The organism is Acinetobacter sp. YH12226, from assembly GCF_013417805.1.
Lineage (GTDB): Bacteria > Pseudomonadota > Gammaproteobacteria > Pseudomonadales > Moraxellaceae > Acinetobacter.
This window is the reverse complement of sequence record NZ_VPDG01000002.1, coordinates 222757-245724: the sequence shown is the minus strand read 5'-3', so window position 1 is coordinate 245724 and position 22968 is coordinate 222757. Positions and strand designations below refer to the sequence as shown.

The following is a 22968-nucleotide window of genomic DNA, read 5'->3' as shown; positions in this document are numbered from 1 at the left end:
ATTTAATGCGTTATTTTCTGCAACTGTTTCTGTGATGATTTTAGATAGTTTGGCATTCATGCTGTTCTCCCGCCCCCAAGTCAATATTCAGTTTCAGACCTGGGGCATCTAGTAATGAGATTGAATCAGGTGGATCGGCTTATACATGGGCAATCGAAGCAATTTCGACCAGCGCATCAGGTTTGACCAAACCTGTCTGTACGCAATACCGTGCCGGCTTATCTCCCGGGAAATACTCTGCATACACTGCATTAATCGCAGCATAATCTGCCCAGTCTTTGACAAAGACATGGTTAAAGGTCACGTCATCCATACTGCCACCGGCTTCCTCAATCACACGCTTGATAGTTTCCAGAATATGACGGGTCTGTGCTGCGGCATCACCGACATGCACCACATTATTATTTTCATCAAAAGCTAATGTACCGGATACATACACGATATTGTCTGCCTTGGTTGCCGGTACATACGGTGCTAATGGTTTCGATGTTCCTGCTGGAATAATGATTTCTTTAGGCATACTATTTTTTCCTTAATTCTGTTCTTTAATTCTTTATGCGCTTACAGCTAATTTAGTTTCTTTTAGTGACTCACTTTCTTTTTGAAAGGTCTCTACAAAATTTTTGGTATCTGATACCCAGCCAAAGAAGGTCTTGATGTTATACAGACTGGCTTCATGCGCTTCGACTGGACCCGCCTGATAGCAGGCATCGGCAAGTGCTACACCGAAATACTCCAAGAAGAAGCCATCACGTAGCGTCGATTCCACACAAACGTTGGTGGCAATCCCGACAAAGACCAGATTACGGATTCCTCGCACACGTAACATGCTGTCCAACGCGGTATTAAAGAAACCGCTATAACGTGGCTTTTCGATCACCAGGTCTTGTGGCAGTGGCTTTAACTCATCAATCAGTTCAAAATCCCAACTACCTTTGGCCAGTAATTGCCCCTGTAATTCGGGACGTTTACGCATGGTCTTTAAGGCATTGGATTTATGGAAATTCGGAGAATCTGTACCACCTGCTTCCTTATATTCTGCATCCCAGCCATTTTTGAAATAAATCACCTGAATACCGGCCGCATGCGCAGCATCGACTGCCTTTTTAATGTTTTCGACTACGGGTTTGGTCTTTGAGACATCAAAACCCGCCAGATCCAGATAGCCGCCCTGCGAGGTATAGGCATTCTGCATGTCAATCACAATCAGGGCAGTCTGTTCTGGTGCAAGGCAGATTGCTTCAGGTTCAGCTTTAAGCGTTTTTCCAGTGCCGATTTTTTCTGTGAAACCGGCCCTTACCACTGATTCACTCATGCGCTTTTCTCCAGTACAGGTGCTTCACCCTCAATCACAATATGGTCACGGTATTTCATCAATGGCTGGATTTTCTGACCGAAATCTTCTACACCCTGAACGAAATCATCAAAGGTCAGCAACACACCTTCAGTGCCCTTGATCTCGCCAATTTCATCCAACATTCGTGCCACATTTTCATAAGAACCTACCAAGGTTCCCATATTGATATTCACTGGAGATACGCTAGACGCCATTTGACGGATATTGGTATCTGCACCGGAAGTCGTGTCTTTCCCGCCCTGATTCATCAACCAGTTAATCGCTTCCATATCTGCGCCATCGTTATAGTGTTGCCATTTCACTTGAGCTTCTTCATCAGTTTCTGCCGCGATGACCATAAACAGCACATAAGTCTGTACATCACGACCCGTCACATCTGTTTTTTCTTTTAGGCGATCATTAATTTCTGCATAAGCGGTCGGTGTATTCAGCCCTTTACCAAACACGAAGTTGTAGTCAGCATATTGCGCAGAAAACTCCAGACCGGCATCAGACTGACCAGCACAGATGATTTTCATGTCTGCTTGCGGGCGAGGGCTGACACGACAGTCTTCCATCTGGAAATGTTCGCCCTTAAAGTCTGACTTACCAGTCGCCCAAAGTTCACGCAGAATTTGTACATATTCAGACAGATATTCATAGCGTTTACCAAAATAGTCATTACCTGGCCACATACCCATTTGGGTATATTCAGGTGGTTGCCAGCCGGTCACGACATTCAGACCAAAACGACCATTTGAAATCGAATCAATAGTTGATACCATGCGCGCGACAATTGCAGGTGGCATCACCAGAGTTGCGGCAGTTGCGAAAATTTTAATTTTGCTGGTGACAGCAGCAAGACCTGCCATCAGGGTGAAAGTTTCCAGGTTATGTTCCCAAAATTCAGTCTTGCCACCAAAGCCACGCAGCTTGATCATAGAAAGTGCGAAATCGAAACCATAGTGCTCAGCGCGCTGTACGATTTGTTTGTTTAACTCAAAAGTCGGCATGTACTGCGGTGCATTTTCAGAGAGTAACCAGCCATTATTTCCGATTGGACAGAAGACACCTATTTTCATTTTCACACCTCATTATTTTTAACACTTATTCAAAATTCTGATTCCACTTCGGGAATTTTATTTACAAGATAAACATTGCAAAGCGTGTGCCAACTATATTTAATTTATAATTATCAATTACTTAATATTTTATTTTTTGAATTTTTAGTAAAATAACCATTTTTACCTATGAGTCAATTTTGAACATATTGTTTCATTCAAGTGCACTCGTAGCAATTTTTGCATTTGCAGTTCATGCATCAATTCGAAGTAAAAACCATGCTGATGCTACAAAAATGATTGATTAGAAAAAATAAAAAACCAGACACGAGGTCTGGCTTTAAAAAAATCTTCAAACTAAGGGGAAATCAGGAATGAAAGGATCAGTTGATTCACCTGATCTGTCTCGGTCACAGTAGATGCATGTGCACCTGTAGCAAGCAAACTTAGCTGACTATGCGGCAAGCATTGCTGTAATTGCTGTGACCGTTGATAAGGCACCAGGAAATCATTCTGATTGGCAAGCAGATGTATAGGAATATCTTTGAGTGCCTGTTGATGTTCTGTGTTTAGTTTAAAAGTCTGCACGGCTTGTAGGCGTGCCAGAACATTTTTGATCGGTGGAAAGTCAAGGAGTTGCTTATTTTCTGCTTCGGTTAACTGATCAATATGGGTTGAAATCCACTGCGGCGGATAAAGAAATAAAGCCTGTGCTCTCACATATGCCTCTGCCCCGCTATTGAGCAATAACGAAGTCCGGGCTTCGAAACACTTCTGAGTATGAGCATCCAGCTCTCCCCAAGCATTTAACATGGTCAAACTGAGCAGCTTAAACTTTCTTTCAGCCTGATAGGTCGCCAGTTGCATGCCGATATGTCCGCCCAACGCATGCCCGATAAAATGAAACTCTCGAATGCCATCATTGATCAATAAATCCAGAATCTGGCCGGCCATATGGTCGATCGAATAAGGCGTGGGCAAGAGTTCAGAATCTGAATGACAGCCTTCCTGGTCATAAGTAACCACATGAAAATGCTGCTGTAAAACTCTAATTTGAGGATTCCAGAAACTGGCATGTCCGCCCAGTCCGGACGAAAGCACCACATAAGGTGCATCTGCCTGTGCTGCATGATGAATAAATAAAGACATAAATTTCTCATAGTTTAAATATGAGATGAACGCAGCAAAATATATGCCTAAACAGGACCTTTTTTGAACAACTGTTAAAATTACAGCCAGTAGACATTAAAGCTGTAATAAAATTCTTGTACTTCAAAACGTACGTTATAACCCAGATCTGTTAACTCGGCAGACAAGGCACGGATATCTTCCAAAGGCAGATGTTTGGGAAAAACTGTCAGTACCGCTGTATTGCCTTGCCGGGCATTATCTTCAATCAGTTGCGCCAGACGTGGCTTGTACATTTCAATATCCAGGTTAGCAACATTGGATAAAATTTTGGCCTGATCTGCCGTCATAAAATTCATTTTTATTTTCTCTTTTAATGTTATTTCACTAAGCTAAATGATTTATAAAACGCTTAATATTTCACTTTTGTATCAGAACATGCTGAAAGAAAGTATAAAAAAAATCCCTCATCATGAGGGACTTTTTTTAATCAAAATTATTGGCCTGGCAGAGGAATATATTGTGAAGCACTGTTTTGTGCCTTACGTTCAGTCACCACAACTTCTAGCATCATGGTTCTTCCTGCCCGCTCAATTTCAATCTGAATGGTACTGTTTGGCTTTTGCAAGGCCACAAAATTAATCAGATGTGAGGCAGAACTAATCTCTTCCTCATTTACTTTCATAATCTTATCGCCACGCTGGATTCCAGCCTTGGCAGCAGGTCCATCCGGTAGCACTTCTGCGACCGTCACACCTTTTTCTTTGGGTTGCAGGACATCATCACGCTCTGCAGGTAATAAGCTGATCCCTAACCAGCCACGAACCACACGGCCATCTTTCAAAATGGCATTCATCACCTGCTGACAGATTTTGGCCGGAATGGCAAAACCAATCCCCAGTGAACCACCAGACTGCGAGAAGATTGCAGTATTCACACCAATTAAATTACCGGCGACATCAATCAGCGCACCACCCGAGTTACCCGGGTTAATTGCAGCATCAGTCTGCACAAAGTCTTCATAGGTATTGATACCCAAGTCTGAACGGCCCGTTGCCGAGATAATCCCCTGCGTCACGGTTTGCCCAACACCAAAAGGATTACCAATCGCCAGAACCACATCACCGACTTCATTGCCACTGAGTTTAAATGGCAGAACTGGCAATTGTGTCAGTTCAATCTTGATCACGGCCAGATCGGTATCCGGATCAGTTCCGACCACCTTGGCTTCAGCACGACGTCCATCCTGCAAAGCCACTACAATCTGATCGGCCTGCGCAATCACGTGGTTATTGGTCAGGATATAACCGTCTGGACGTACAATTACACCCGAACCTAAACTGTTTTCATTCGGGCTTTGTCCATACTGGTCAGGCAACTGATCGCCAAAGAATTCACGAAATACCGGATCGGTCAGTAAAGGATGCGCCTGTTGCTTGACTTTTTGGGTAGTAAAAATATTCACGACAGCCGGGGCTGCCACTTTTACAGCAGCACTGTAGGAGACCACGCCTCCTGAGCGCGACGTATCAATCAACGGCTCTACTTTTTCAGCAGGCATTTTGACGCCATCTGGCGCAACTGGTGCCTTTGGTTTTTGTAGTTGTTGCCACCCCAAAAAACCGATAATGACTAAAATCAGTAACACCCAGGGTAACCATGTAAAGGTGCGGCGCACGTTGCTATCCTCTAAAATATTTTAATTCGTTGATGACTAAGTAATTTGTGTCCTATTGTAATGCTAAATACATAACTAAACACAAAAAATTCCACAGAGATTTGTGCAGCTTTAGTTACAATTAGACCTATAGATAAATATGGGCAAGTTTTTAAACTTACAGGAATTTTATGGCGAATTTGAACGATATTATTCAATGGTGTGACCAGACTTTGGCATCACGTGAATTTAAGGACTATGCACCGAATGGCTTGCAGATTGAAGGCAAATCCGAAGTGAATAAAATCCTCTGTGCCGTGACCGCCTCCCAGAGTGCAATTGAAGCTGCAATTGAGCAAGGCGCAGATTTATTGCTGGTTCATCATGGCTATTTCTGGAAAGGAGAAGCCTATCCGATTACGGGAATGCGTGGTAAGCGCATTAAAACCCTGATTCAACATGATATCTCACTGGTTGGCTATCATCTGCCTTTAGACAGTCATCCAACACTGGGAAATAATGCCGCCATTGCGGATTTATTGGAACTCGAAAATATCGAACAGCTTGATCCGAGTGAGAAACGTCCAATTGGCAATATTGGCTATTTAAAACAGCCAATGAGTCCGGAAGATTTTAAAAATTATGTTTCAGAAAAGCTGGGCTTTGATGCGATTCATCTTCCTGCTGAAAAAACTCAAATCCATAAAGTCGGTTTCTGTACCGGTGGTGCGCAGGATTATATTCAAAAAGCGGCACTACAAGATTGTGATGCCTATATTTCAGGTGAAGTGAGCGAACGCACCTTTTATGAAGCTCAGGAACTGAATGTCCATTATTATGCCTGTGGCCATCATGTGACTGAAAAATACGGTGTGCAACGCTTGGCCAAGGCTATTTCAGAACAGTTTAATATTGAGTATGATTATTTCGAATTAAACAATCCGATTTAATTCGACTGACGGTTATGATCAGTGGCTTTATTCATATATTTTCAGGCTTTATTCTGTATTGTTATTTATACACGATGCCCATTTCTGCCCGATTATCTATTACAATAAAGCCACTTATTGTTAAAACCCAGCAAAATGCAAGGAATTGAAAACATGACAACCATTACTTTACCAGCATTACCTTACGGCTACGAAGATCTTGCTCCACACATCAGCAAGGAAACTTTAGAATACCATCACGACAAACACCACAATACGTATGTGGTTAACCTGAATAACCTGATCGCTGGTACTGAGCTTGAAGGCAAAACTCTAGAAGAAATTATTACAGCAACTGCTGGTGATGCTTCTAAAGCAGGTGTTTTCAATAACGCGGCTCAAGTTTGGAACCACACGTTCTACTGGAACTGTATGGCTAAAAACGGTGGCGGTAAAGCAACTGGTACTTTGGCTGCAAAAATTGACGAAGCTTTCGGTTCTTATGAAAAATTTGCTGAAGAATTTGCTGCTGCTGCAACTACTCAGTTTGGTTCAGGTTGGGCTTGGTTAGTGGCTGACGAAGTAAACGGTCAGCTTTCTATCATGAAAACTTCAAATGCTGATACGCCAATGGCGCACGGTAAAATTGCAGTGTTGACGATTGACGTTTGGGAACACGCTTACTACATCGATTTCCGTAATGCTCGTCCTAAGTACATCTCTACTTTCCTAGAAAGCCTAGTAAACTGGGATTATGCAAATGCGAAATATGCAGGTCAGCCTGCAGGTGTTGAGAAATAATTTTTTATTTCTTTGCTAAAAAAATCACCCATTTCGGGTGATTTTTTTATTTTTAGGCTCTAAATGAATATTTATGAAGCAAACAATTCATTTCTTTACATTAATTGATTGACGACCTGGTTATTCATCCCTAAAATGCCGATCAGATTCTCCAATAGCTCAGTCGGTAGAGCGACGGACTGTTAATCCGCAGGTCCCTGGTTCGAGCCCAGGTTGGAGAGCCATATATTCTTCCATAGCTCAGTCGGTAGAGCGACGGACTGTTAATCCGCAGGTCCCTGGTTCGAGCCCAGGTGGAAGAGCCAAGATTCTGAAGAAACCCACTCATTGCGAAGTGGGTTTTTTTATAGCTGTATTTTTTAAATTGAGATCATATTGATTTATATGCGCGATCAACCGCTCATTTCTTATGATCCAGATCACTTATCAAAATTCAGGCTGATCGCGATTTTGCTGTTAGGACCGGTTTACATAAACATAACAGTTTAAACCACAAACCTTTTCGACTATTTTTAAAACACTTGATTCAATTTCTTCAGCTTTTTTCTAAAAGTGCCTTGACCCCTTTTCAAATCTCTCTATAATCGCTGTCAGATTCTCCAATAGCTCAGTCGGTAGAGCGACGGACTGTTAATCCGCAGGTCCCTGGTTCGAGCCCAGGTTGGAGAGCCAATCTATTCTCCCATAGCTCAGTCGGTAGAGCGACGGACTGTTAATCCGCAGGTCCCTGGTTCGAGCCCAGGTGGGAGAGCCAAGATTCTGAAGAAACCCACTCATTGCGAAGTGGGTTTTTTTATTCTCCCCTTTTGTGATCTGTGTTTAATTTGAGTCAGTTTATATTTTTTGTGATTGGCTGCCTGGCAACTTTTGCATTAGTTTGCCTGCTCTTCCCACACCTCTTCACCCGTCAAAAGAAATTCTATCCGAAGCGCGTCATTACTGCTTTTGAAAGCAGGATGTTTACACGTCTGAAAGATGCCTTTCCTCATCATCACATTCTGGCACAAGTCGCGTTTAGCGCTTTGATCACGCACGATCAGATGAAAATGCGCAATCAATTTAATCGCAAAGTCACAGACTTCGTGGTACTTGATCGTGAATATAATGTAGTGGCGATCGTTGAACTGGATGATCCCAGTCATATTGGCAAAGAACAGGAAGATGCTGAACGCGATGCCATGCTGATTGCAGCTGGCTATACCGTGATTCGATACACCCAGATTCCGACTATCAGACAACTGCAAAGGGATTTAAGATAAGTTAAACTGTGCAATTTCGGCACTTTTCGGTGCAGCTTGAATTGGATTAATCAAAGCCTCCTGCTCCGCTTTTAATTTCTCGGCAGCTTTTAGTGCTTCAAAATTAGCCAATCCTCGTCCAATTTAACATCTCATCACAAGCATTCTCAGTTAAACCTGCCTTTCTGCAGGATTAGGGTGATAAAGTTTAAGTTATCGCTCTATAATCCTTTCGAAAACAAAATATAAGTCAGATGACCTGATTGGCCTGTTTCATTTCCGGCCCTCATCATCTTACTTATTTTTGGAGTTGTTTTTCTATTCAGTGATCGTTTATTTATGCAAAATTCTATTCGTATTGGTATCGCAGGTTACGGTAATCTTGGCCGCGGTGTTGAAACTGCCATCCAAAAAAATCCTGATATGCAGCTTGTCGGTATTTTTACTCGCCGCTCACCAAGCAGCATCTCTCCTTGCTTTGCAGAAACTCAAGTGTATAGCATGGATGCACTATTAAATGATTTTAGCGATAAAATTGATGTGCTGATTCTTTGTAGCGGCTCTAAAGATGACTTGCCACAACAGGCGCCTATCTTTGCAAGTAAATTCAATACTGTAGATAGTTTTGATACGCATGCACGTATTCCGGAATACTATGCTGCAGTCGATGCACCCGCCCTTGCTAACAAAAAAACAGCCATGATTTCTATTGGCTGGGATCCTGGCATGTTCTCGATTAACCGTTTATTTGGTGAAGCGCTATTACCAGATGGCGAAACTTATACTTTTTGGGGTAAAGGCTTAAGCCAAGGCCATTCGGATGCGATCCGCCGTGTACCTGGGGTGAAAGCTGGTGTTCAATATACCATTCCATCTACTGATGCGATTGAACAAGTCCGCAGTGGCGCACGACCTAAGTTAAGCACCAAAGATAAACATCATCGTGACTGTTATGTGGTCTTGGAACAAGGAGCTGATGCAGCAACAGTTGAACAAACCATCGTCAGCATGCCTGATTATTTTGCAGATTATAATACGACTGTGAATTTTATCAGTGAGGAAACTTTACTGAAAGATCACCAAGATATGCCACATGGCGGTTTTGTCATTCGTAGTGGTAATACCAGTGATGCACAAAAACAGGTGATTGAGTTTTCTTTAAAGCTGAATAGCAATCCGGAGTTTACTGCAAGTGTTCTAGTGGCTTATGCCCGTGCCTGCTACCGCCTGAATCAAACTCAGCAATATGGTGCTAAAACAGCCCTAGATGTAGCACCTGCCCTACTTTCAATTAAATCTTCAGAACAATTGCGCAAAGAATTGCTTTAAGATGATTTAAATATAGCCACCGATCGGATGATGGGTGGCTATATTTTTCCATTCTAGAATACAGCTTGCCTAATTACTAAGTATCGAATATCTACAGTCAAATCATCGTTTGCAGAAACCCATGCAACTATCTACTACACAGACATTTGCAGTATTAGACAAGTACAAAGGGATTTTAGATAGATTAAGGTGCTGTTGCACTACTTTCAGACGCAGCTTGAGTTGAATCTGCCTTAACATCCTGCTCTGCTTTGAGCTTTTCCGCAGCTTCTCGTGCTTCAATACGCGCAATCATATCTGCCTGCTGCTGCTTGTATTTTTCCTGATTTTTAGCATCACTATTCACTGCAAGAAATGCCATACTAATTAAAAATACCGGAATACAAAGTGCAAGCGTACCGAAGATCAATAGCTTTTTGACACTGCGGGGCTGTGGCTGCTCGGACATAACAAACCTGCTTTAATTTCGTCATTTAATTACACTGCCCAATATAACAAAATAAAGTCATAGCTCAAGCCTTATAGATTAGGCAATAACAAAAGCATCCTTATAGGACGCTTTTTTCTCAGTCGATAGACAGTCACTACCTCAAAGCCAGTAGTATTCCTGCAAAAATAATCAGTCCAATCCAGCGGTTATGCCTAAACGCCCAGAAACACAAATGTGGATTTTTATCTCGAGTTTTAAACCATTGGTAAATAAAATCGAGAGCGACAACAATTAATGCAGCCAAACCAAATGGAATCAGTAAATTTTCTAGCCAAAGTGCTACAGCAATCAAAAGAATACTAATGGCCTGCAAAGCGCTAATGATCTGAATATCATATCGACCAAATAAGATCGCGGTTGATTTCACCCCAATCTTTAAATCGTATTCACGATCTGCAATTGCATATTGGGTATCATAGGCTACGGTCCAGGCCAGATTACCAAAATATAGAAGCCAGCAGGTTAAATCCGGCGTTTGTCCAACTGCGGTATAAGCCATCGGAATCGACCAGGAAAATGCTGCACCCAAAAAGACTTGAGGTAAATGGGTATAGCGCTTCATAAAAGGATAAATAAACGCTAAAAATAAAGCCCCAAATGACCAGTAAAAAGTTTCGATTGGCAGAAAAAATAGTAGGCAGGCACTGGCAGACACCAAAACCAGAAATACCATCACAGCTTCTTTGGCACTGATAATCCCAGTCGCTAGCGGACGGTTTTTAGTACGCTCCACATGTGCATCGACTTTACGGTCAGCAAAATCATTAATGGCACAGCCTGCCGCCCGCATAAAAATCACACCCAAAATCATGGGAATTAAAATTTCAATACGTGGCATCCCCTGAGCGGCAATCCACAGCGCCCACATGGTAGGCCAAAAGACCAGTTCAGTGCCAATCGGTTTATCAAAACGACAAAGATAATAATAGGCGCTAAGACGCTCACGCCAGGTGATTGCTTGTGCGGTTGCCATAAAAATCAAGCCCGTGAATTTTGTATAAAGTGTTCAAATGCCGGTAAAAATGTTTCTTGTACGATAAATTTACAGCCGTGCCAAGTATAGCAGCTCTGACGGGTCCAGCCCTCATCTAAAAGTACCACCCGACGCTGGCAGAGTGGATTGGTGCGCTGAAACAGAAACAAGCCAATCGGTTTGGTGCCAATATGCTGAAAAATTCGGGCTTTTTTTTGCAGGCTTAAAATCGGAAAGATGCTTTTGGCTTTCACCCAAGGAGACTGTTCCGAGCCGTAGAGATAACTTTCACGCACCCAGGAAGTATGCTGATGTGACATCTGCATCCATTTGGCATTGGCAAAGCCTAAACGCTGAAAATGCTCTTGAATTGGCTCGACATGGAATTGTCCTTGCGCCAAATCGGTCAGTTGTTGCGTGAGTGAACCCGATGCATACAGCCACGGTTTTAACTCAACAGGCAGAGTTGACAGCAACACACGCTGATTTTGATTTCTAGAACGACTATTCATTGTTAACAGTTATCTGTTTTTGCAATGATTTCATATTTGCCTTGTGGGGTTTTAATTAAAATAAAACCTTCAGCACTCAAATAAAATGATTCTGGATAAGCATAATCCAGCGCTATTTCAGGATTTTTCAGCGCCACAAATTGAGCCTGCTTATAACCCTCGGGAGTCCGCCCCACTTCAAGATAAGTCACTTCAGAGAAGTTCAACTTAAAACCTTTGTTATGATCTTTTGGATCAATCCATGGATAAAAGCTGGTGTGCTTTTTACGTTGTGCCATTTAAGCCCATCAATCATTTAAAATTATAAATAGATGATACAAAAAAACCCGCGACATGCGCGGGTTTTCTTCGCTTTAATTCGTGATGAATTACAAGCTGTAGTACATATCAAATTCAACTGGGTGAGTAGTCGTGTTTAGACGACGAACTTCTTCAGTTTTAAGCTCGATATAAGCATCAAGCATTTCTTTCGTGAACACGCCACCTTTTAACAGGTAATCATGATCCGCTTGAAGTGCTTCAAGCGCCATATCCAGGCTATGCGCCACTGTAGGGATTTTTGCTTCTTCTTCCGGTGGAAGATCGTACAAGTTCTTGTCAGCAGCTTCACCTGGGTGGATCTTGTTTTGAATACCGTCAAGACCAGCCATCAACAATGCCGCGAAACCTAGGTACGGGTTCATCATTGGATCTGGGAAACGTGCTTCAATACGCTTGCCTTTCGGGCTAGACACGTAAGGAATACGGATAGATGCAGAACGGTTACGCGCTGAGTAAGCAAGCATAATCGGTGCTTCGAAATGTGGAACCAAACGCTTGTACGAGTTTGTAGAAGGGTTAGTAATCGCATTTAAAGAACGAGCATGTTTAATTACACCACCGATGAAGTACAACGCCATTTCTGAAAGGCCTGCATATTCATCACCAGCAAACAGGTTTTTGCCGTCTTTAGAGATCGACATATGCACGTGCATACCAGAACCGTTATCACCCACCATTGGTTTAGGCATAAAGGTTGCTGTTTTTGCATATTGATGCGCAACGTTCCAAACCGCATATTTGAACTGTTGAACTTCGTCTGCTTTACGCACCATAGTGTTGAAGCTCACACCAATTTCTAACTGGCAAGAAGCAACTTCGTGGTGATGTACTTCTACACGACCTGGACCCATGATGTCTTCGATACGCGCACACATGTCTGCACGCATGTCATGTGAAGAATCTACAGGAGGAACTGGGAAGTAACCGCCTTTTACGCGTGGACGGTGACCAGAGTTACCGCCTTCGTAGTCTTTGTTAGTTGACCAAGCAGCTTCTTCAGCGATCAATGTATGGCGCGCGCCAGACATGTCGATTTCCCATTTTACTTCGTCAAATACGAAGAATTCTGGTTCTGGACCAAAGAATGCAGTGTCACCGATACCGGTAGATTTCAAATATTCTTCTGCACGGCGCGCAATCGAACGTGGGTCACGATCATAACCTTGACCAGTTGATGGCTCGATTACGTCACAAGTTACAACAACTGTTGGCTCTGCAAAGAACGGGTCGATAAAACCTGTTGCCGCATCCGGACGTAAAATCATGTCCGATGCTTCGATGCCTTTCCAACCTGCAATTGAAGAACCGTCAAACATTTTGCCGTCTTCAAATGTATCTTCATCAATACTGTCTGCTGGGTAAGTGACGTGTTGCTCTTTACCCTTGGTATCAGTAAAGCGAAAATCGACCCATTTTGCGCCACTTTCTTGTATGAGTTGAAGGACCTTGTTCGCCATGCTCATTTTGCTCCGATGTTTTTGTTGCACCCGTGAAGTGCGTGTTAGCAGTTGATAGTTATTAAGCAATTACCGTACCAACTTTTAAAAGTATAGATAAAATCTTGAAATCTTTATAAGAAATCATGAAGTGACAAAAATACTTTGCGGCTATTATACTAGCTGCAGAACTAAATGCACTATATTCAAGCATTCTTCATTTATTTTATTTCAGCTTTATTTTTTAGCGCACCTAAATAGTGCATTTGCAAATATAAATGTATTAGAAACTTAGTTTTTTATAGTAAATATGCTGCTTTTTCTTACTTTTGTTTAGTTTTTATTGGTTTTCAGCTAAAAATTGAGCGTTTTCTAGAGGGTATCCGTAAAGAAAACTTCGCTATTCACTGGCGATGACATGATTATTTTGAGGCATTTTCTTTAAAAATACTTTCGAAAGAAAAGTTTATATAAAGCTTAATAATTTAAGTGATGTTTTTTTCATCACCTATTTAATCTTTTTTTGCTCTTATTTTTTAATTTTTAAGTTTTACTCTAAAACTAATCCTTTAAAGCTTTCAAAGCGTAAGCCTACTGCTTTAAACAGTGATAAAAAAATTTACCTTAAGTTCACACAGATTTTTAAAGCAGCTAAATTGGCGGAAATTGTTGCGCCGAATGCGGCTAATTTTTGCTATGATGAAGCGTGCTTTATTTTCACACAATGAAATCAATAATTTAGTTGTGTCAGCCAAATGCTTGCAACAAGCCTGAATAAAGTGCGATCTGGACAACACTAGCACAGTTAAGTGCATTAATTTCAATAGGTTAAGCTCATGCTTTTAATGATCGACAACTATGACTCCTTTACTTATAACATCGTCCAATATTTTGGCGAACTGAATCAAGAAGTAAAAGTAGTCCGTAATGATGCCGTGACATTGGAAGATATAGAGCGATGGCAACCCAAGTATTTAGTGATCGGGCCTGGCCCATGCTCGCCAAGTGAAGCAGGGATTTCGATTCCTGCTATTCAGCACTTTGCCGGCAAAATTCCTTTACTGGGCGTTTGTCTTGGTCATCAAAGTATCGGTCAGGCTTTTGGCGGTAATATTGTGCGTGCCAAACGTGTCATGCATGGCCGTCTGTCCGATATGTACCACAGTGATACTGGAATTTTCAGCAACCTTCCGTCGCCATTTCCTGCAACGCGCTATCATTCGCTGGTGATTGATCAAGCTACTTTGCCTGAATGTCTGGAAGTGACCTGCTGGACCAATGAAGCGGATGGCTCCATGGAGGAAATTATGGGTGTGAAACATAAGACATTGCCGGTCGAAGGCGTGCAGTTCCATCCTGAATCGATCCTGAGCCAGCATGGTCACCAAATCTTTAAAAACTTTCTCGAAATTTATGCCTAAGAACACCTTATGAACATTCAACAAGCTTTAAGCAATATTACTAAAAACATTCACCTGACTCAGGATCAAATGGAAGATGTGATGCGTTCCATCATGTCAGGTGAAGCGACCGATGCCCAGATTGGCGCACTGCTGATGGGTTTACGCCTCAAAGGCGAAAGCATTGACGAAATTACCGCCGCGGCACGGGTCATGCGTGAACTTGCCACCAAAATCGATGTCAGTGATGTTCCCTATCTGGTCGATATTGTCGGTACAGGCGGTGATGGCCAAAACCTGTTTAACGTTTCTACTGCCTCTGCATTTGTGATTGCAGCAGCCGGTGCAACCATTGCCAAACATGGTAACCGCGGTGTTTCAACCAAATCAGGCTCCTCCGATTTACTGGAACAGGCAGGGATTAATCTGGACCTGAACATGCAGCAAACTGAGCGTTGTATCCGTGATGTCGGCGTTGGCTTCCTGTTTGCACCGAATCATCATCAAGCCATGAAATATGCAATCGGCCCACGTAAAGAATTGGGGATTCGCAGTATTTTCAACCTGCTCGGTCCTTTAACCAATCCGGCTGGCGTACAACGTCTGGTCATTGGCGTATTTTCCAATGAACTCTGCCGTCCAATTGCCGAAGTTATGAAACAGCTCGGTGCTGAACATGTGATGGTAGTACATTCACGTGATGGTCTGGATGAAATCAGTATTGCCTCTTCAACTCATGTTGCTGAACTGAAAAATGGTGAAGTCACTGAATGGGAAATTATTCCTGAATCGGTCGATATTGAGTCGCAAACCCTGACCGGACTGATTGTGGAAGATTCTGCGCAAAGTCTGGCTTTGATCAAAGATGCGCTGGGCAAGAAGAAATCAGACATCGGTGATAAAGCCGCGAACATGATCGCGCTGAATGCCGGCGCGGGTATTTATGTCTCCGGTTTAACCAGCAGCTATAAGCAAGGTGTTGCGCTGGCACATGACATTATTTACGGCGGTCAGGCACTTGAAAAAATGAGTGTGCTGTCTGAATTTACCAAAACCATTAAACATTACGAAGCTTAATTCGGTCAGGGATTTTGATCATGGTGGATATCGCAAACACAATTTTAGGCAAGATTGTTGACCGTAAAAAAGAAGAGTTTGCCCTACGTTTAAAGCAGAAAAGCTATAAAGATCTGGAAGAACTGGCACAAGGTGCATCACCTGTGCGTGGTTTTGCCCGGTCTTTAGTGTCGAAACGTCCGGGTGTCATTGCTGAAATTAAGAAAGCTTCGCCATCTAAGGGCATTATTCGCGAGAACTTTAACCCTGCGGAAATTGCAGCACAGTATCAGGAGGCAGGCGCAGCCTGTTTATCGGTGCTGACCGATGTAGACTTTTTCCAAGGACATGATGACAACATTCAGATTGCCCGTTCACATTGCGACCTGCCTGCACTGCGCAAAGACTTTCTGATCGATCCTTATGGAGTTATCGAAGCACGTGCTCTGCATGCAGACTGTATCTTGCTAATTGTGGCTTGCCTGTCTGATCAGCAGTTAGAAGAAATGTCTAAAACTGCATTTGAACATCATCTGGATGTACTGGTTGAAGTTCACGATGAAGAAGAACTATCCCGTGCTTTAAAACTTTCTGATCGTTGTCTGCTCGGTGTAAATAACCGTAATTTAAAAACCTTTGATGTGGATTTAAACACATCATTACGTTTGAAAAAATTACTGGACCCTTCACGCCTGCTGGTGACTGAAAGTGGTATTGCCACACCTGCGGATGTTGCGATGATGCAGAAAAATGATATTCACGCCTTTCTGGTCGGCGAAAGCTTCATGAAACAACCACGTCCGGATCATGCTTTCCGCGATCTGTTTGGTGAGCCTGAAGCGGTTTAAAATGTAAATGCTCACCTAAGCATTAAAAAAGCCCAATCTCAGGATTGGGCTTTTTTATTTTCAATATTGAAAAGTAGATCATAGATTCTCGAGCGTATTTAAAATCCTCAGCAATGTCATGAACGCAATTCAGTTCTCCTTTGTCTATTTTCAGACTATAATTCTTGTAAATTCCGCATCTCCCTTGTTTTTACATTATGAGTAAACACGATTCTTCATTATCTAAAGATCAGTACAACCTGCTGAAATCTTTTAAGAAGCAAATTACACAGCCGCAAACGCCTGCGGTCGTTGCTGCACCTGTTGAAAAGACTGTCGAGCAAGAAGCGTTAGAAGAACTGGAATTATTCCGCAAGCAAATGCAGGGCGTACAAAAAATTGAATCGGGAAATACGGTTCAACTGGACAAACCACGCAAGAAAAAGCCGGATGCACAAATCCTAGCAAAGCGTGCAGCGGCTACTGGCCCGCTGGAAACAGAGGCAATGGCTTTATCAGATACTCAGGCCATGCTCAATCCTGTCGGCAGTCAGGCCAACTTGAGCTATCGCATCGCCACCTTGCAGCATAAAGTGTTTGAAGACTTGAAAGCCGGTAACTTGCGCTGGTTTGAAGCTGTGGATCTGCATGGCTGTACCGTGGAAGAAGCGCGTCAAGCCGTGCTGCAGATTATCCAGATCGCCAAAGATGAAAACCAGAACGTGATTAAAATCGTACATGGTAAAGGTCCAGAAGCGATTTTAAAAACCTATGTCAACGGCTGGCTGCGTCAGCATCGCGATGTTTTGGCTTTTGTCAGTGCACCTGAAAAGCAAGGTGGTACCGGTGCGGTATTGGTTCTGCTCAAACGTGCAGAAAAGAATCCAAAGTTCAAACAGTAAACGGTTTTAGCCTCAAAACAAGGCATTGTAAAAGTTTTCTGCTACAATGCCGTCCTTGTTCATTCTCAGTTTAAGTGAATACGTCATATGACTATGCAGCAATCCTACGCAAACATTCTTACTGCCGTTGGCGAAGATCTAAATCGCCCTGGTCTCAAAGATACGCCTGTGCGCGCTGCGAAAGCATTTTCATATTTAACCTCGGGTTATAGCCAGACACTTGAAGAAGTGACCAACAAGGCGGTCTTCCCTTCCGATAACCGTGAAATGGTACTGGTCAAAAATATCGAATTTTATTCGCTATGTGAGCATCACTTATTGCCATTTTATGGCCGCGTACATATCGCCTATTTGCCAGAAGGTCATGTTTTAGGCCTGTCTAAATTTGCCCGTATTACTGAAATGTTTGCACGCCGTTTGCAGATTCAGGAAAATCTGACTCAGCAAATTGCAGAAGCAGTGGCTGAAGTCACCAAAGCACGCGGTGTTGCAGTAATGATTGATTCTGCGCACATGTGCATGATGATGCGCGGTGTAGGCAAGCAGGAATCAACCACACGTACGGTATCATTTATTGGTGATTTTAAAACCGACAAAGAAACACGTCGTGAATTTTTAAGTGCGGTTCCAGAAAGCTATTAATTATTAAAGCTTAAAAATAAGTTACTCAAAGCCTCGATCATTCGGGGTTTTTTGCTTTTGAAGGAAGAGGATATCAATACTTAATTCAAAAGCTCACTTGCTATAAATAACACCTGGTAACAGGGTTTAAAGACCTGTCCCAAAACTTGCTATGTTTCAGTCTAGAACTCAAACAATTCCTGCTTGTGTTTGCAACAAGCCTACACTTGGATACACGATAAAGTTTTAATCCTGCCGCTCTCCCATTAAAGTAATTTGAAGTTGATATACAGCAAAGCGCTTTATATCTTTCTGATTGATTTTTAATGATAAGGAAAGTAACCATGGCGAATAGTAAAAATAACCAGGCGAAAGACAGCAAAAAATCAGCAAAAACTGCTAAAAAGACCCAAGATGAGAAACTGAAAAAGTCGAATAAGAGTAGTGACAAAGACAGTGATCGCAAAGTCACTAAAAAAGCGGCGAGCAGTAAATCTAAAGCGGCATCTTCTAAGAAAGACAATGCCAGCAAAGATGAAAAAGTGAAGGCGAAGAAAAATTCGAGCTCAAAAGCCAGTGATAAAGCGAAAGACCAAAAGACCTCTTCCGCGAAAAAACCGGCTAAAGCGAAAAGCAGCAACAAGAGTAAAGACGACACTAAAGTGAAAAAGTCTTCTTCAAAAAAATCAGCACCTGCTAAAAAGCAGTCGAGCAGCTCCTCTAAGAGCAAGTCAACCAAGGCTAAAACCTCGAAGACCAGTTCAAAAAAATCGAAGTAAAATGAAAGCCCCTAGTTCTAAATGCCAGGGGCTTTTCTGTGTCCTGCCCTTTCATTTTTATAATTTGTATTAGCTGAAATATTGAGCAATTTTAAATTTCAGAAAAGGCCGAATATGAAGCCATCTGCCAAAGTAGCGCCACCAAAACGTCCGTCACGTGTAGTTTCGAATAGTTTTGATTATTCTCTGGACTTTGCAAAGGTTAATTTCCGCAAACGACCGGAGCTCTACCGGATTGGCCGTGGTGAACAAGGTGTATTACTGGTTGAGCCTTATAAATCAGAAATCCTGCCGCACTGGCGCTTTGCAGATGAAGAAAAAGCCCAAGCCAGTAGCGAGAAAATCTATCAGCTTTTTCTAGACTATTTAAAGCAAGAAGATTTTATCGGTGCGGACATGGCACGCAAGTTTTTACAGATGGGTTTTACCCGTGCCCGGCGTTATGCCAACCATAAAGGTGGCAAAAAATACGATGGCCCGGTTCCGGAAGACAAAAAAGGTTTAAGTGGCGCGCATGGCCGTTCAGAGCTACCGCGCAATCAGGAAGACCCGGTTAAAGCCGCTGCTGCCAAAATCTTTAAACAGAAATGGGATGAAGCTAAAAATCATCCCGAATATCTTCAGCAAAAAAAGAAATTTCAGGAATTTATAGAGCAGCAGTCTGCAACTGGATAAAACCTTTTATTTAAACAGAGAGTGGCTGTGCGACTGGGTTCAAGGACTGATGAGCCATATAGACTCTGTTACGCCCGTTGTTCTTCGCCATATACAAGGCAGAATCTGCCGCATTCAGGAAGCGCTGATAATCCGGATGTCCATCATAAAGCACACAACCAATACTGACCGTAAATTTAAACTGCTGGCCTTGTGCCGAATTAATCATGCCATTTTCAATATATTTACGAATACTTTCGGCAATATTCAGGGCACGTTTCTCATCAGTATCCACCAGTAACAGCAAAAACTCTTCACCGCCGACCCGAAAAGCATAATCACTGCCCTGACTATATTTTTGCAATGCTTCGGCCAGAAATTTCAAGGCCAGATCACCTGCTGCATGTCCGAATTTGTCATTAATACTTTTGAAATAATCAGCATCGATAGCAAGTAAAGACAAAGGCGTATGATTCTTACGAGAAAAAGTGATTTCACGTGAAATAATCGTATTCAAATAACGGCGATTCAGTAACTGGGTCAATGAATCATTACCTGATTCAATATATTCGGCCACCTGAAATAACTGGTCCACCAGCAGCTGAATTTCGCGGTTCAAGTCACGGATCTGCTGGATTAGTCCCAGCATATTGTTTTTGTCCGTACAGTCCATGATCTCTTGATTAAGTTCATCGACTTGATAAATTCGTTCAATGATTAAATCGACCTGGTCAGAGCCGGTAAAAGCATAAGAGGCTTTATGGATAAACCATAAACCAAACTCCGACTTGGACAGCATCGGATGATTCAATTTCTCATGCTCAGAAAAGACCTTGAACATAAGCTCATTTTCCCAGTCCAGCAATGAGCTGCGCTGTTTATCTTTTTGTACGGCCACATCCTGCATCGCTGAAAAAACACGATAACTGTGTTTAATTTCCTGATTCATGGCTGTTTTGGCCTCATAAGATCGGCACATGACTTCTGTGGCAAATCCCATGATCTGGACAATATAACTGCAGGTAGTCAACATACTGTGGTGAGGATTTTCATCCAGCAGTTCAAACATTTTACGCTCAATTTCACGTACACCGCGCATGATCAGCCAGGACGGAATTCCGACACGCGCATGTACATGCCCCACCATCGCCTGTTTCTGCACGGCATCGGCATAGCGTTTATTAATCCCCACACTAAAGCTTTCAAGCAGCCAGGCATTTAAGGTGTCGCGCAAGCGCTGTTGAATCAAGTCATCGGAAAAGAATTCTGCAGATTCCTTTTCAATGAGCATGTTTTTATAGAATTCTTCCACCAGAATCAGGGAATGATCTTGAATAAAATGAAAGGCATGCAATAAGTCATCAGATGAATAATTTTGACAGATCTGTTCCCATTGCTCGGCCAGTCTTGCCATGCATTCATTATTCATACTGTCTGTTCCCCAAAACCTTGCAATTTGCACTCACATTATGTGATAAATATAACAAATATCAGGTATTTTTCCTAAAATATCGACCAGATTATTTGTACCCAACCCAGCCAATCTTTTTATACACGGGAAAACCGAACAGTAGCCTCATGGATACACAGCAATTTATGAATAGTGTTAATCAGTTTTGACTCAATCTTAAAAATACCGGATCAAACCAAGAATCCATTGATCCCAGTCTTTGGCTTGTTGCTGCTGATATTCCCAAGACAGCCGAAGTGCATGTTGTGGATTGAATGCGTATTGGAGTTCAGTATTCAGTTTCAGCTGCCAGCGATGCGAATCTTCCCAATAAGGCAGTTCCACCTGCACCAGACTGTTAATCTGATCGCTCCAGATATTCTGACAACCCACGGTGGGGCCTGCACCTACGCGCCAGCCTTGATCAAGTGTCTTGCCTGCCTGTAGCTGAGTTTGCATTTGTGCATAACATAGATGTTCACGGCTGAAATTTGCCCAGCTATAACCGACCTGAGTTTTTAAGCTGGCAACGCCATGCTGCTCATCTTCACTAAACTGGCCATGCGCATTCAGTGCTTCCTGTTGCCAGCCCAGATTAAAACCCCAGGACAATGGCGTATTAAACGGATTGACGGGGTTATAGGAATTGACAGTCAATAGATCCAGATGCTCCAGTTTGAGTTCACTGTCACGATATTGCAAAGCCCCATCCAGAAACAGCAATTGTGTGCCGGTTCGAAAACCGCCTTGCGGGTCGATGAGATCATGATAGGCCTGCCGATGGCCAAGCTGGACAAATGATTCACCCTGAACCTGTCCGGCCTGAAGACTGATATTTCGTGCATGATGGCTTTGTACCGGGTCTATTTTTGGACGTTCAGGCGCTTTACGCTGCTTCTCGATATTCAGCTGGCTTCTTAAGCCCAGTAACTTGCGGAAACGTGGCTGGGAAAATGATTCATCGACTTTCTGCCGGAGGAAATCCAGATATAAATGATCATAGGCCATTTCCAGAATTTTGGCCTGATCCTTTACCGGATAAGGCTGCAAGATTGAAGGCATTACACCTGTTTCTGCATAAGCCAGCTGATGCGCAGTTTTTGCCAGCGCTTTGCCATGCTGTCTGGACTGTGCCAGCAATTGAGTTTCAAGCGCCGGACGATAAACTTTCTGTTTGATCAAGCCCTGCTGTTCTACTACTTTTAGTGTTTCAATCGGAATCGCAGTCGAATTAAACTGTTTCTGTAGATTCAGCTCGGGACGTACCAGATCAAATAGCCCGAGTAAACGATATGCACAATTATCATTGATAAAATAATAAGGGAAACTTACATTTTGCATTTCCCAGAGATGCTGTACCAGAAACCTGGTTTCTTGCGGGCTTAAGTTTAATTGATATTCCCATAAGTCCCGGCTTTCAAAGTCACCATACTCTTTGACCTTGCGGTAATACGGCATCAGGGAATATTCACCCGGATATTGTCCGGTCAGCCCTTTCCAGGCAAAGGACCAGTTGTCATTGCCATCGACCGTTGCGGCATAGTTGACTGCATAAGAAATCAGATTGAGTTGTTGCTGGTCTTTAGGGTCCAGACGCAACAAGGTATGACCAAACATCGAGCTGGGATTACCCATAAAATCCGTGGCATAGATCAGGGTTGCCTGATAAGGCTTGACCTCGCCAATCCATTTATCCAAATCCGGGCAACTGACCGCAGGCAATTGTTGCTCGGAAATATTCAATTGCTGCATTAACCAGCTGCTGCGTGCAGGAAACTTACAGCGGACGGACTGATTCGGCTCTGCGCTCAGGAATAAAGCCTGAATGTTATGCTGCATTTCTTTTTTTAGATCAGTTTTTCCCTGCTCTGCCAGGAAATAGCCCGAATAGTTAACCTCGCTATGACCTTGGGGATTGGCATACATGAGACGTTGCCAGGTAGTGCTCTGATCCAGACGCTGAGTTTCGGCCTGAGCGATATAATGCTGGGTGTCTGGATTAATTTCGCTAGAAAAACTTAAAGGGCTGAATGTCAGGCCCAACATGAAGAACGCATATTTCATTCAG

The 22968-nt window shown here is 42.8% G+C and carries 24 protein-coding genes and 4 tRNA genes; 15 read left to right on the top strand and 13 right to left on the bottom strand.

The window, feature by feature from the left end; translation table 11 throughout:
- Nucleotides 1–139: 139 nt before the first annotated feature.
- From rutC to FTV08_RS03345, 6 genes are all read right to left on the bottom strand, one after another.
- Nucleotides 140–520: a pyrimidine utilization protein C gene (gene rutC / locus FTV08_RS03370; RefSeq protein WP_004646493.1), complete on the bottom strand. Its 381-nt coding sequence runs from the start codon at nt 518–520 to the stop codon at nt 140–142.
- A 33-nt stretch (nt 521–553) separates the two neighbouring features.
- A complete protein-coding gene (gene rutB, locus FTV08_RS03365) occupies nt 554–1315 on the bottom strand; it encodes a pyrimidine utilization protein B (protein WP_180086674.1) in 762 nt (253 codons plus the stop codon).
- On the bottom strand, nt 1312–2418 hold the full coding sequence (gene rutA / locus FTV08_RS03360) for a pyrimidine utilization protein A (protein ID WP_180086673.1): 1107 nt from the start codon (nt 2416–2418) through the stop codon (nt 1312–1314). Before rutA ends, rutB begins: the two co-directional genes overlap by 4 nt.
- A gap of 336 nt (nt 2419–2754) precedes the next feature.
- Nucleotides 2755–3546 carry a pyrimidine utilization protein D gene (gene rutD / locus FTV08_RS03355; RefSeq protein WP_180086672.1) on the bottom strand — a complete coding sequence of 264 codons (792 nt, stop codon included), beginning with the start codon at nt 3544–3546 and terminating at the stop codon, nt 2755–2757.
- 80 nt (nt 3547–3626) lie between these two features.
- The gene (locus FTV08_RS03350; RefSeq protein ID WP_180086671.1) at nt 3627–3884 is read right to left on the bottom strand and encodes a hypothetical protein; all 258 of its coding nucleotides are present in this window, start codon (nt 3882–3884) and stop codon (nt 3627–3629) included.
- Between the two features lie 137 nt (nt 3885–4021).
- The gene (locus FTV08_RS03345) at nt 4022–5203 is read right to left on the bottom strand and encodes a trypsin-like peptidase domain-containing protein (RefSeq protein WP_180086670.1); all 1182 of its coding nucleotides are present in this window, start codon (nt 5201–5203) and stop codon (nt 4022–4024) included.
- Nucleotides 5204–5373: 170 nt separating this feature from the next.
- Here FTV08_RS03345 and FTV08_RS03340 point away from each other — a divergent pair, with 170 nt between their 5' ends.
- The 8 genes from FTV08_RS03340 to FTV08_RS03305 all read left to right on the top strand — a co-directional run bounded on the left by FTV08_RS03340 (nt 5374) and on the right by FTV08_RS03305 (nt 9479).
- Nucleotides 5374–6132, top strand: coding sequence for a Nif3-like dinuclear metal center hexameric protein (locus FTV08_RS03340; RefSeq protein WP_153566620.1), 759 nt, complete (start codon nt 5374–5376; stop codon nt 6130–6132).
- 153 nt (nt 6133–6285) lie between these two features.
- Nucleotides 6286–6912 carry a superoxide dismutase gene (locus tag FTV08_RS03335; RefSeq protein ID WP_004646486.1) on the top strand — a complete coding sequence of 209 codons (627 nt, stop codon included), beginning with the start codon at nt 6286–6288 and terminating at the stop codon, nt 6910–6912.
- A gap of 148 nt (nt 6913–7060) precedes the next feature.
- Nucleotides 7061–7136: transfer RNA gene (locus tag FTV08_RS03330), tRNA-Asn, on the top strand.
- A 5-nt stretch (nt 7137–7141) separates the two neighbouring features.
- Nucleotides 7142–7217 (top strand) — tRNA-Asn (locus tag FTV08_RS03325).
- A gap of 291 nt (nt 7218–7508) precedes the next feature.
- Nucleotides 7509–7584 (top strand) — tRNA-Asn (locus tag FTV08_RS03320).
- 6 nt (nt 7585–7590) lie between these two features.
- Nucleotides 7591–7666: transfer RNA gene (locus FTV08_RS03315), tRNA-Asn, on the top strand.
- Between the two features lie 61 nt (nt 7667–7727).
- Complete coding sequence (locus FTV08_RS03310) at nt 7728–8171, top strand: DUF2726 domain-containing protein (protein ID WP_044112771.1); 444 nt, start codon at nt 7728–7730, stop codon at nt 8169–8171.
- 318 nt (nt 8172–8489) lie between these two features.
- Nucleotides 8490–9479: a diaminopimelate dehydrogenase gene (locus FTV08_RS03305; RefSeq protein ID WP_180086669.1), complete on the top strand. Its 990-nt coding sequence runs from the start codon at nt 8490–8492 to the stop codon at nt 9477–9479.
- A gap of 184 nt (nt 9480–9663) precedes the next feature.
- Here FTV08_RS03305 and FTV08_RS03300 read toward each other — a convergent pair whose 3' ends face one another.
- The 5 genes from FTV08_RS03300 to glnA all read right to left on the bottom strand — a co-directional run bounded on the left by FTV08_RS03300 (nt 9664) and on the right by glnA (nt 13238).
- On the bottom strand, nt 9664–9927 hold the full coding sequence (locus FTV08_RS03300) for a hypothetical protein (protein ID WP_005107416.1): 264 nt from the start codon (nt 9925–9927) through the stop codon (nt 9664–9666).
- Nucleotides 9928–10063: 136 nt separating this feature from the next.
- The gene (ubiA, locus tag FTV08_RS03295; RefSeq protein WP_005107417.1) at nt 10064–10942 is read right to left on the bottom strand and encodes a 4-hydroxybenzoate octaprenyltransferase; all 879 of its coding nucleotides are present in this window, start codon (nt 10940–10942) and stop codon (nt 10064–10066) included.
- A 5-nt stretch (nt 10943–10947) separates the two neighbouring features.
- Entirely contained in the window at nt 10948–11454 is a 507-nt protein-coding gene (locus tag FTV08_RS03290; RefSeq protein ID WP_071851873.1) for a chorismate lyase, read from the bottom strand.
- 2 nt (nt 11455–11456) lie between these two features.
- The gene (locus FTV08_RS03285) at nt 11457–11732 is read right to left on the bottom strand and encodes a hypothetical protein (RefSeq protein ID WP_004279642.1); all 276 of its coding nucleotides are present in this window, start codon (nt 11730–11732) and stop codon (nt 11457–11459) included.
- A 90-nt stretch (nt 11733–11822) separates the two neighbouring features.
- Entirely contained in the window at nt 11823–13238 is a 1416-nt protein-coding gene (gene glnA / locus FTV08_RS03280; protein WP_004279641.1) for a type I glutamate--ammonia ligase, read from the bottom strand.
- An 809-nt stretch (nt 13239–14047) separates the two neighbouring features.
- On the opposite strand from glnA, the gene FTV08_RS03275 reads away from it, so the two are divergent.
- The 7 genes from FTV08_RS03275 to FTV08_RS03245 all read left to right on the top strand — a co-directional run bounded on the left by FTV08_RS03275 (nt 14048) and on the right by FTV08_RS03245 (nt 19471).
- Nucleotides 14048–14632, top strand: a complete 585-nt coding sequence (locus FTV08_RS03275; RefSeq protein WP_217486349.1) for an aminodeoxychorismate/anthranilate synthase component II — start codon at nt 14048–14050, stop codon at nt 14630–14632.
- 9 nt (nt 14633–14641) lie between these two features.
- A complete protein-coding gene (trpD, locus tag FTV08_RS03270; protein ID WP_180086668.1) occupies nt 14642–15688 on the top strand; it encodes an anthranilate phosphoribosyltransferase in 1047 nt (348 codons plus the stop codon).
- 20 nt (nt 15689–15708) lie between these two features.
- Nucleotides 15709–16515, top strand: coding sequence for an indole-3-glycerol phosphate synthase TrpC (trpC, locus tag FTV08_RS03265; protein ID WP_005246850.1), 807 nt, complete (start codon nt 15709–15711; stop codon nt 16513–16515).
- A gap of 197 nt (nt 16516–16712) precedes the next feature.
- Nucleotides 16713–17396: a Smr/MutS family protein gene (locus FTV08_RS03260; RefSeq protein WP_005246851.1), complete on the top strand. Its 684-nt coding sequence runs from the start codon at nt 16713–16715 to the stop codon at nt 17394–17396.
- 93 nt (nt 17397–17489) lie between these two features.
- Nucleotides 17490–18038, top strand: a complete 549-nt coding sequence (folE, locus tag FTV08_RS03255) for a GTP cyclohydrolase I FolE (protein ID WP_004730181.1) — start codon at nt 17490–17492, stop codon at nt 18036–18038.
- A gap of 323 nt (nt 18039–18361) precedes the next feature.
- Nucleotides 18362–18796 (top strand): hypothetical protein, encoded by a 435-nt coding sequence (locus FTV08_RS03250; protein ID WP_004646396.1) that lies wholly within the window; start codon nt 18362–18364, stop codon nt 18794–18796.
- 114 nt (nt 18797–18910) lie between these two features.
- Nucleotides 18911–19471: a DUF4385 domain-containing protein gene (locus tag FTV08_RS03245; protein WP_005246854.1), complete on the top strand. Its 561-nt coding sequence runs from the start codon at nt 18911–18913 to the stop codon at nt 19469–19471.
- Between the two features lie 10 nt (nt 19472–19481).
- Here the strand turns inward: FTV08_RS03245 and FTV08_RS03240 are convergent, their stop codons facing one another.
- Together FTV08_RS03240 and FTV08_RS03235 are read right to left on the bottom strand one after the other, a co-directional pair.
- Nucleotides 19482–20879 carry a diguanylate cyclase gene (locus FTV08_RS03240; protein ID WP_180086667.1) on the bottom strand — a complete coding sequence of 466 codons (1398 nt, stop codon included), beginning with the start codon at nt 20877–20879 and terminating at the stop codon, nt 19482–19484.
- A 198-nt stretch (nt 20880–21077) separates the two neighbouring features.
- Nucleotides 21078–22964, bottom strand: a complete 1887-nt coding sequence (locus FTV08_RS03235) for a DUF4105 domain-containing protein (RefSeq protein WP_180086666.1) — start codon at nt 22962–22964, stop codon at nt 21078–21080.
- Between the last annotated feature and the right edge of the window lie 4 nt (nt 22965–22968).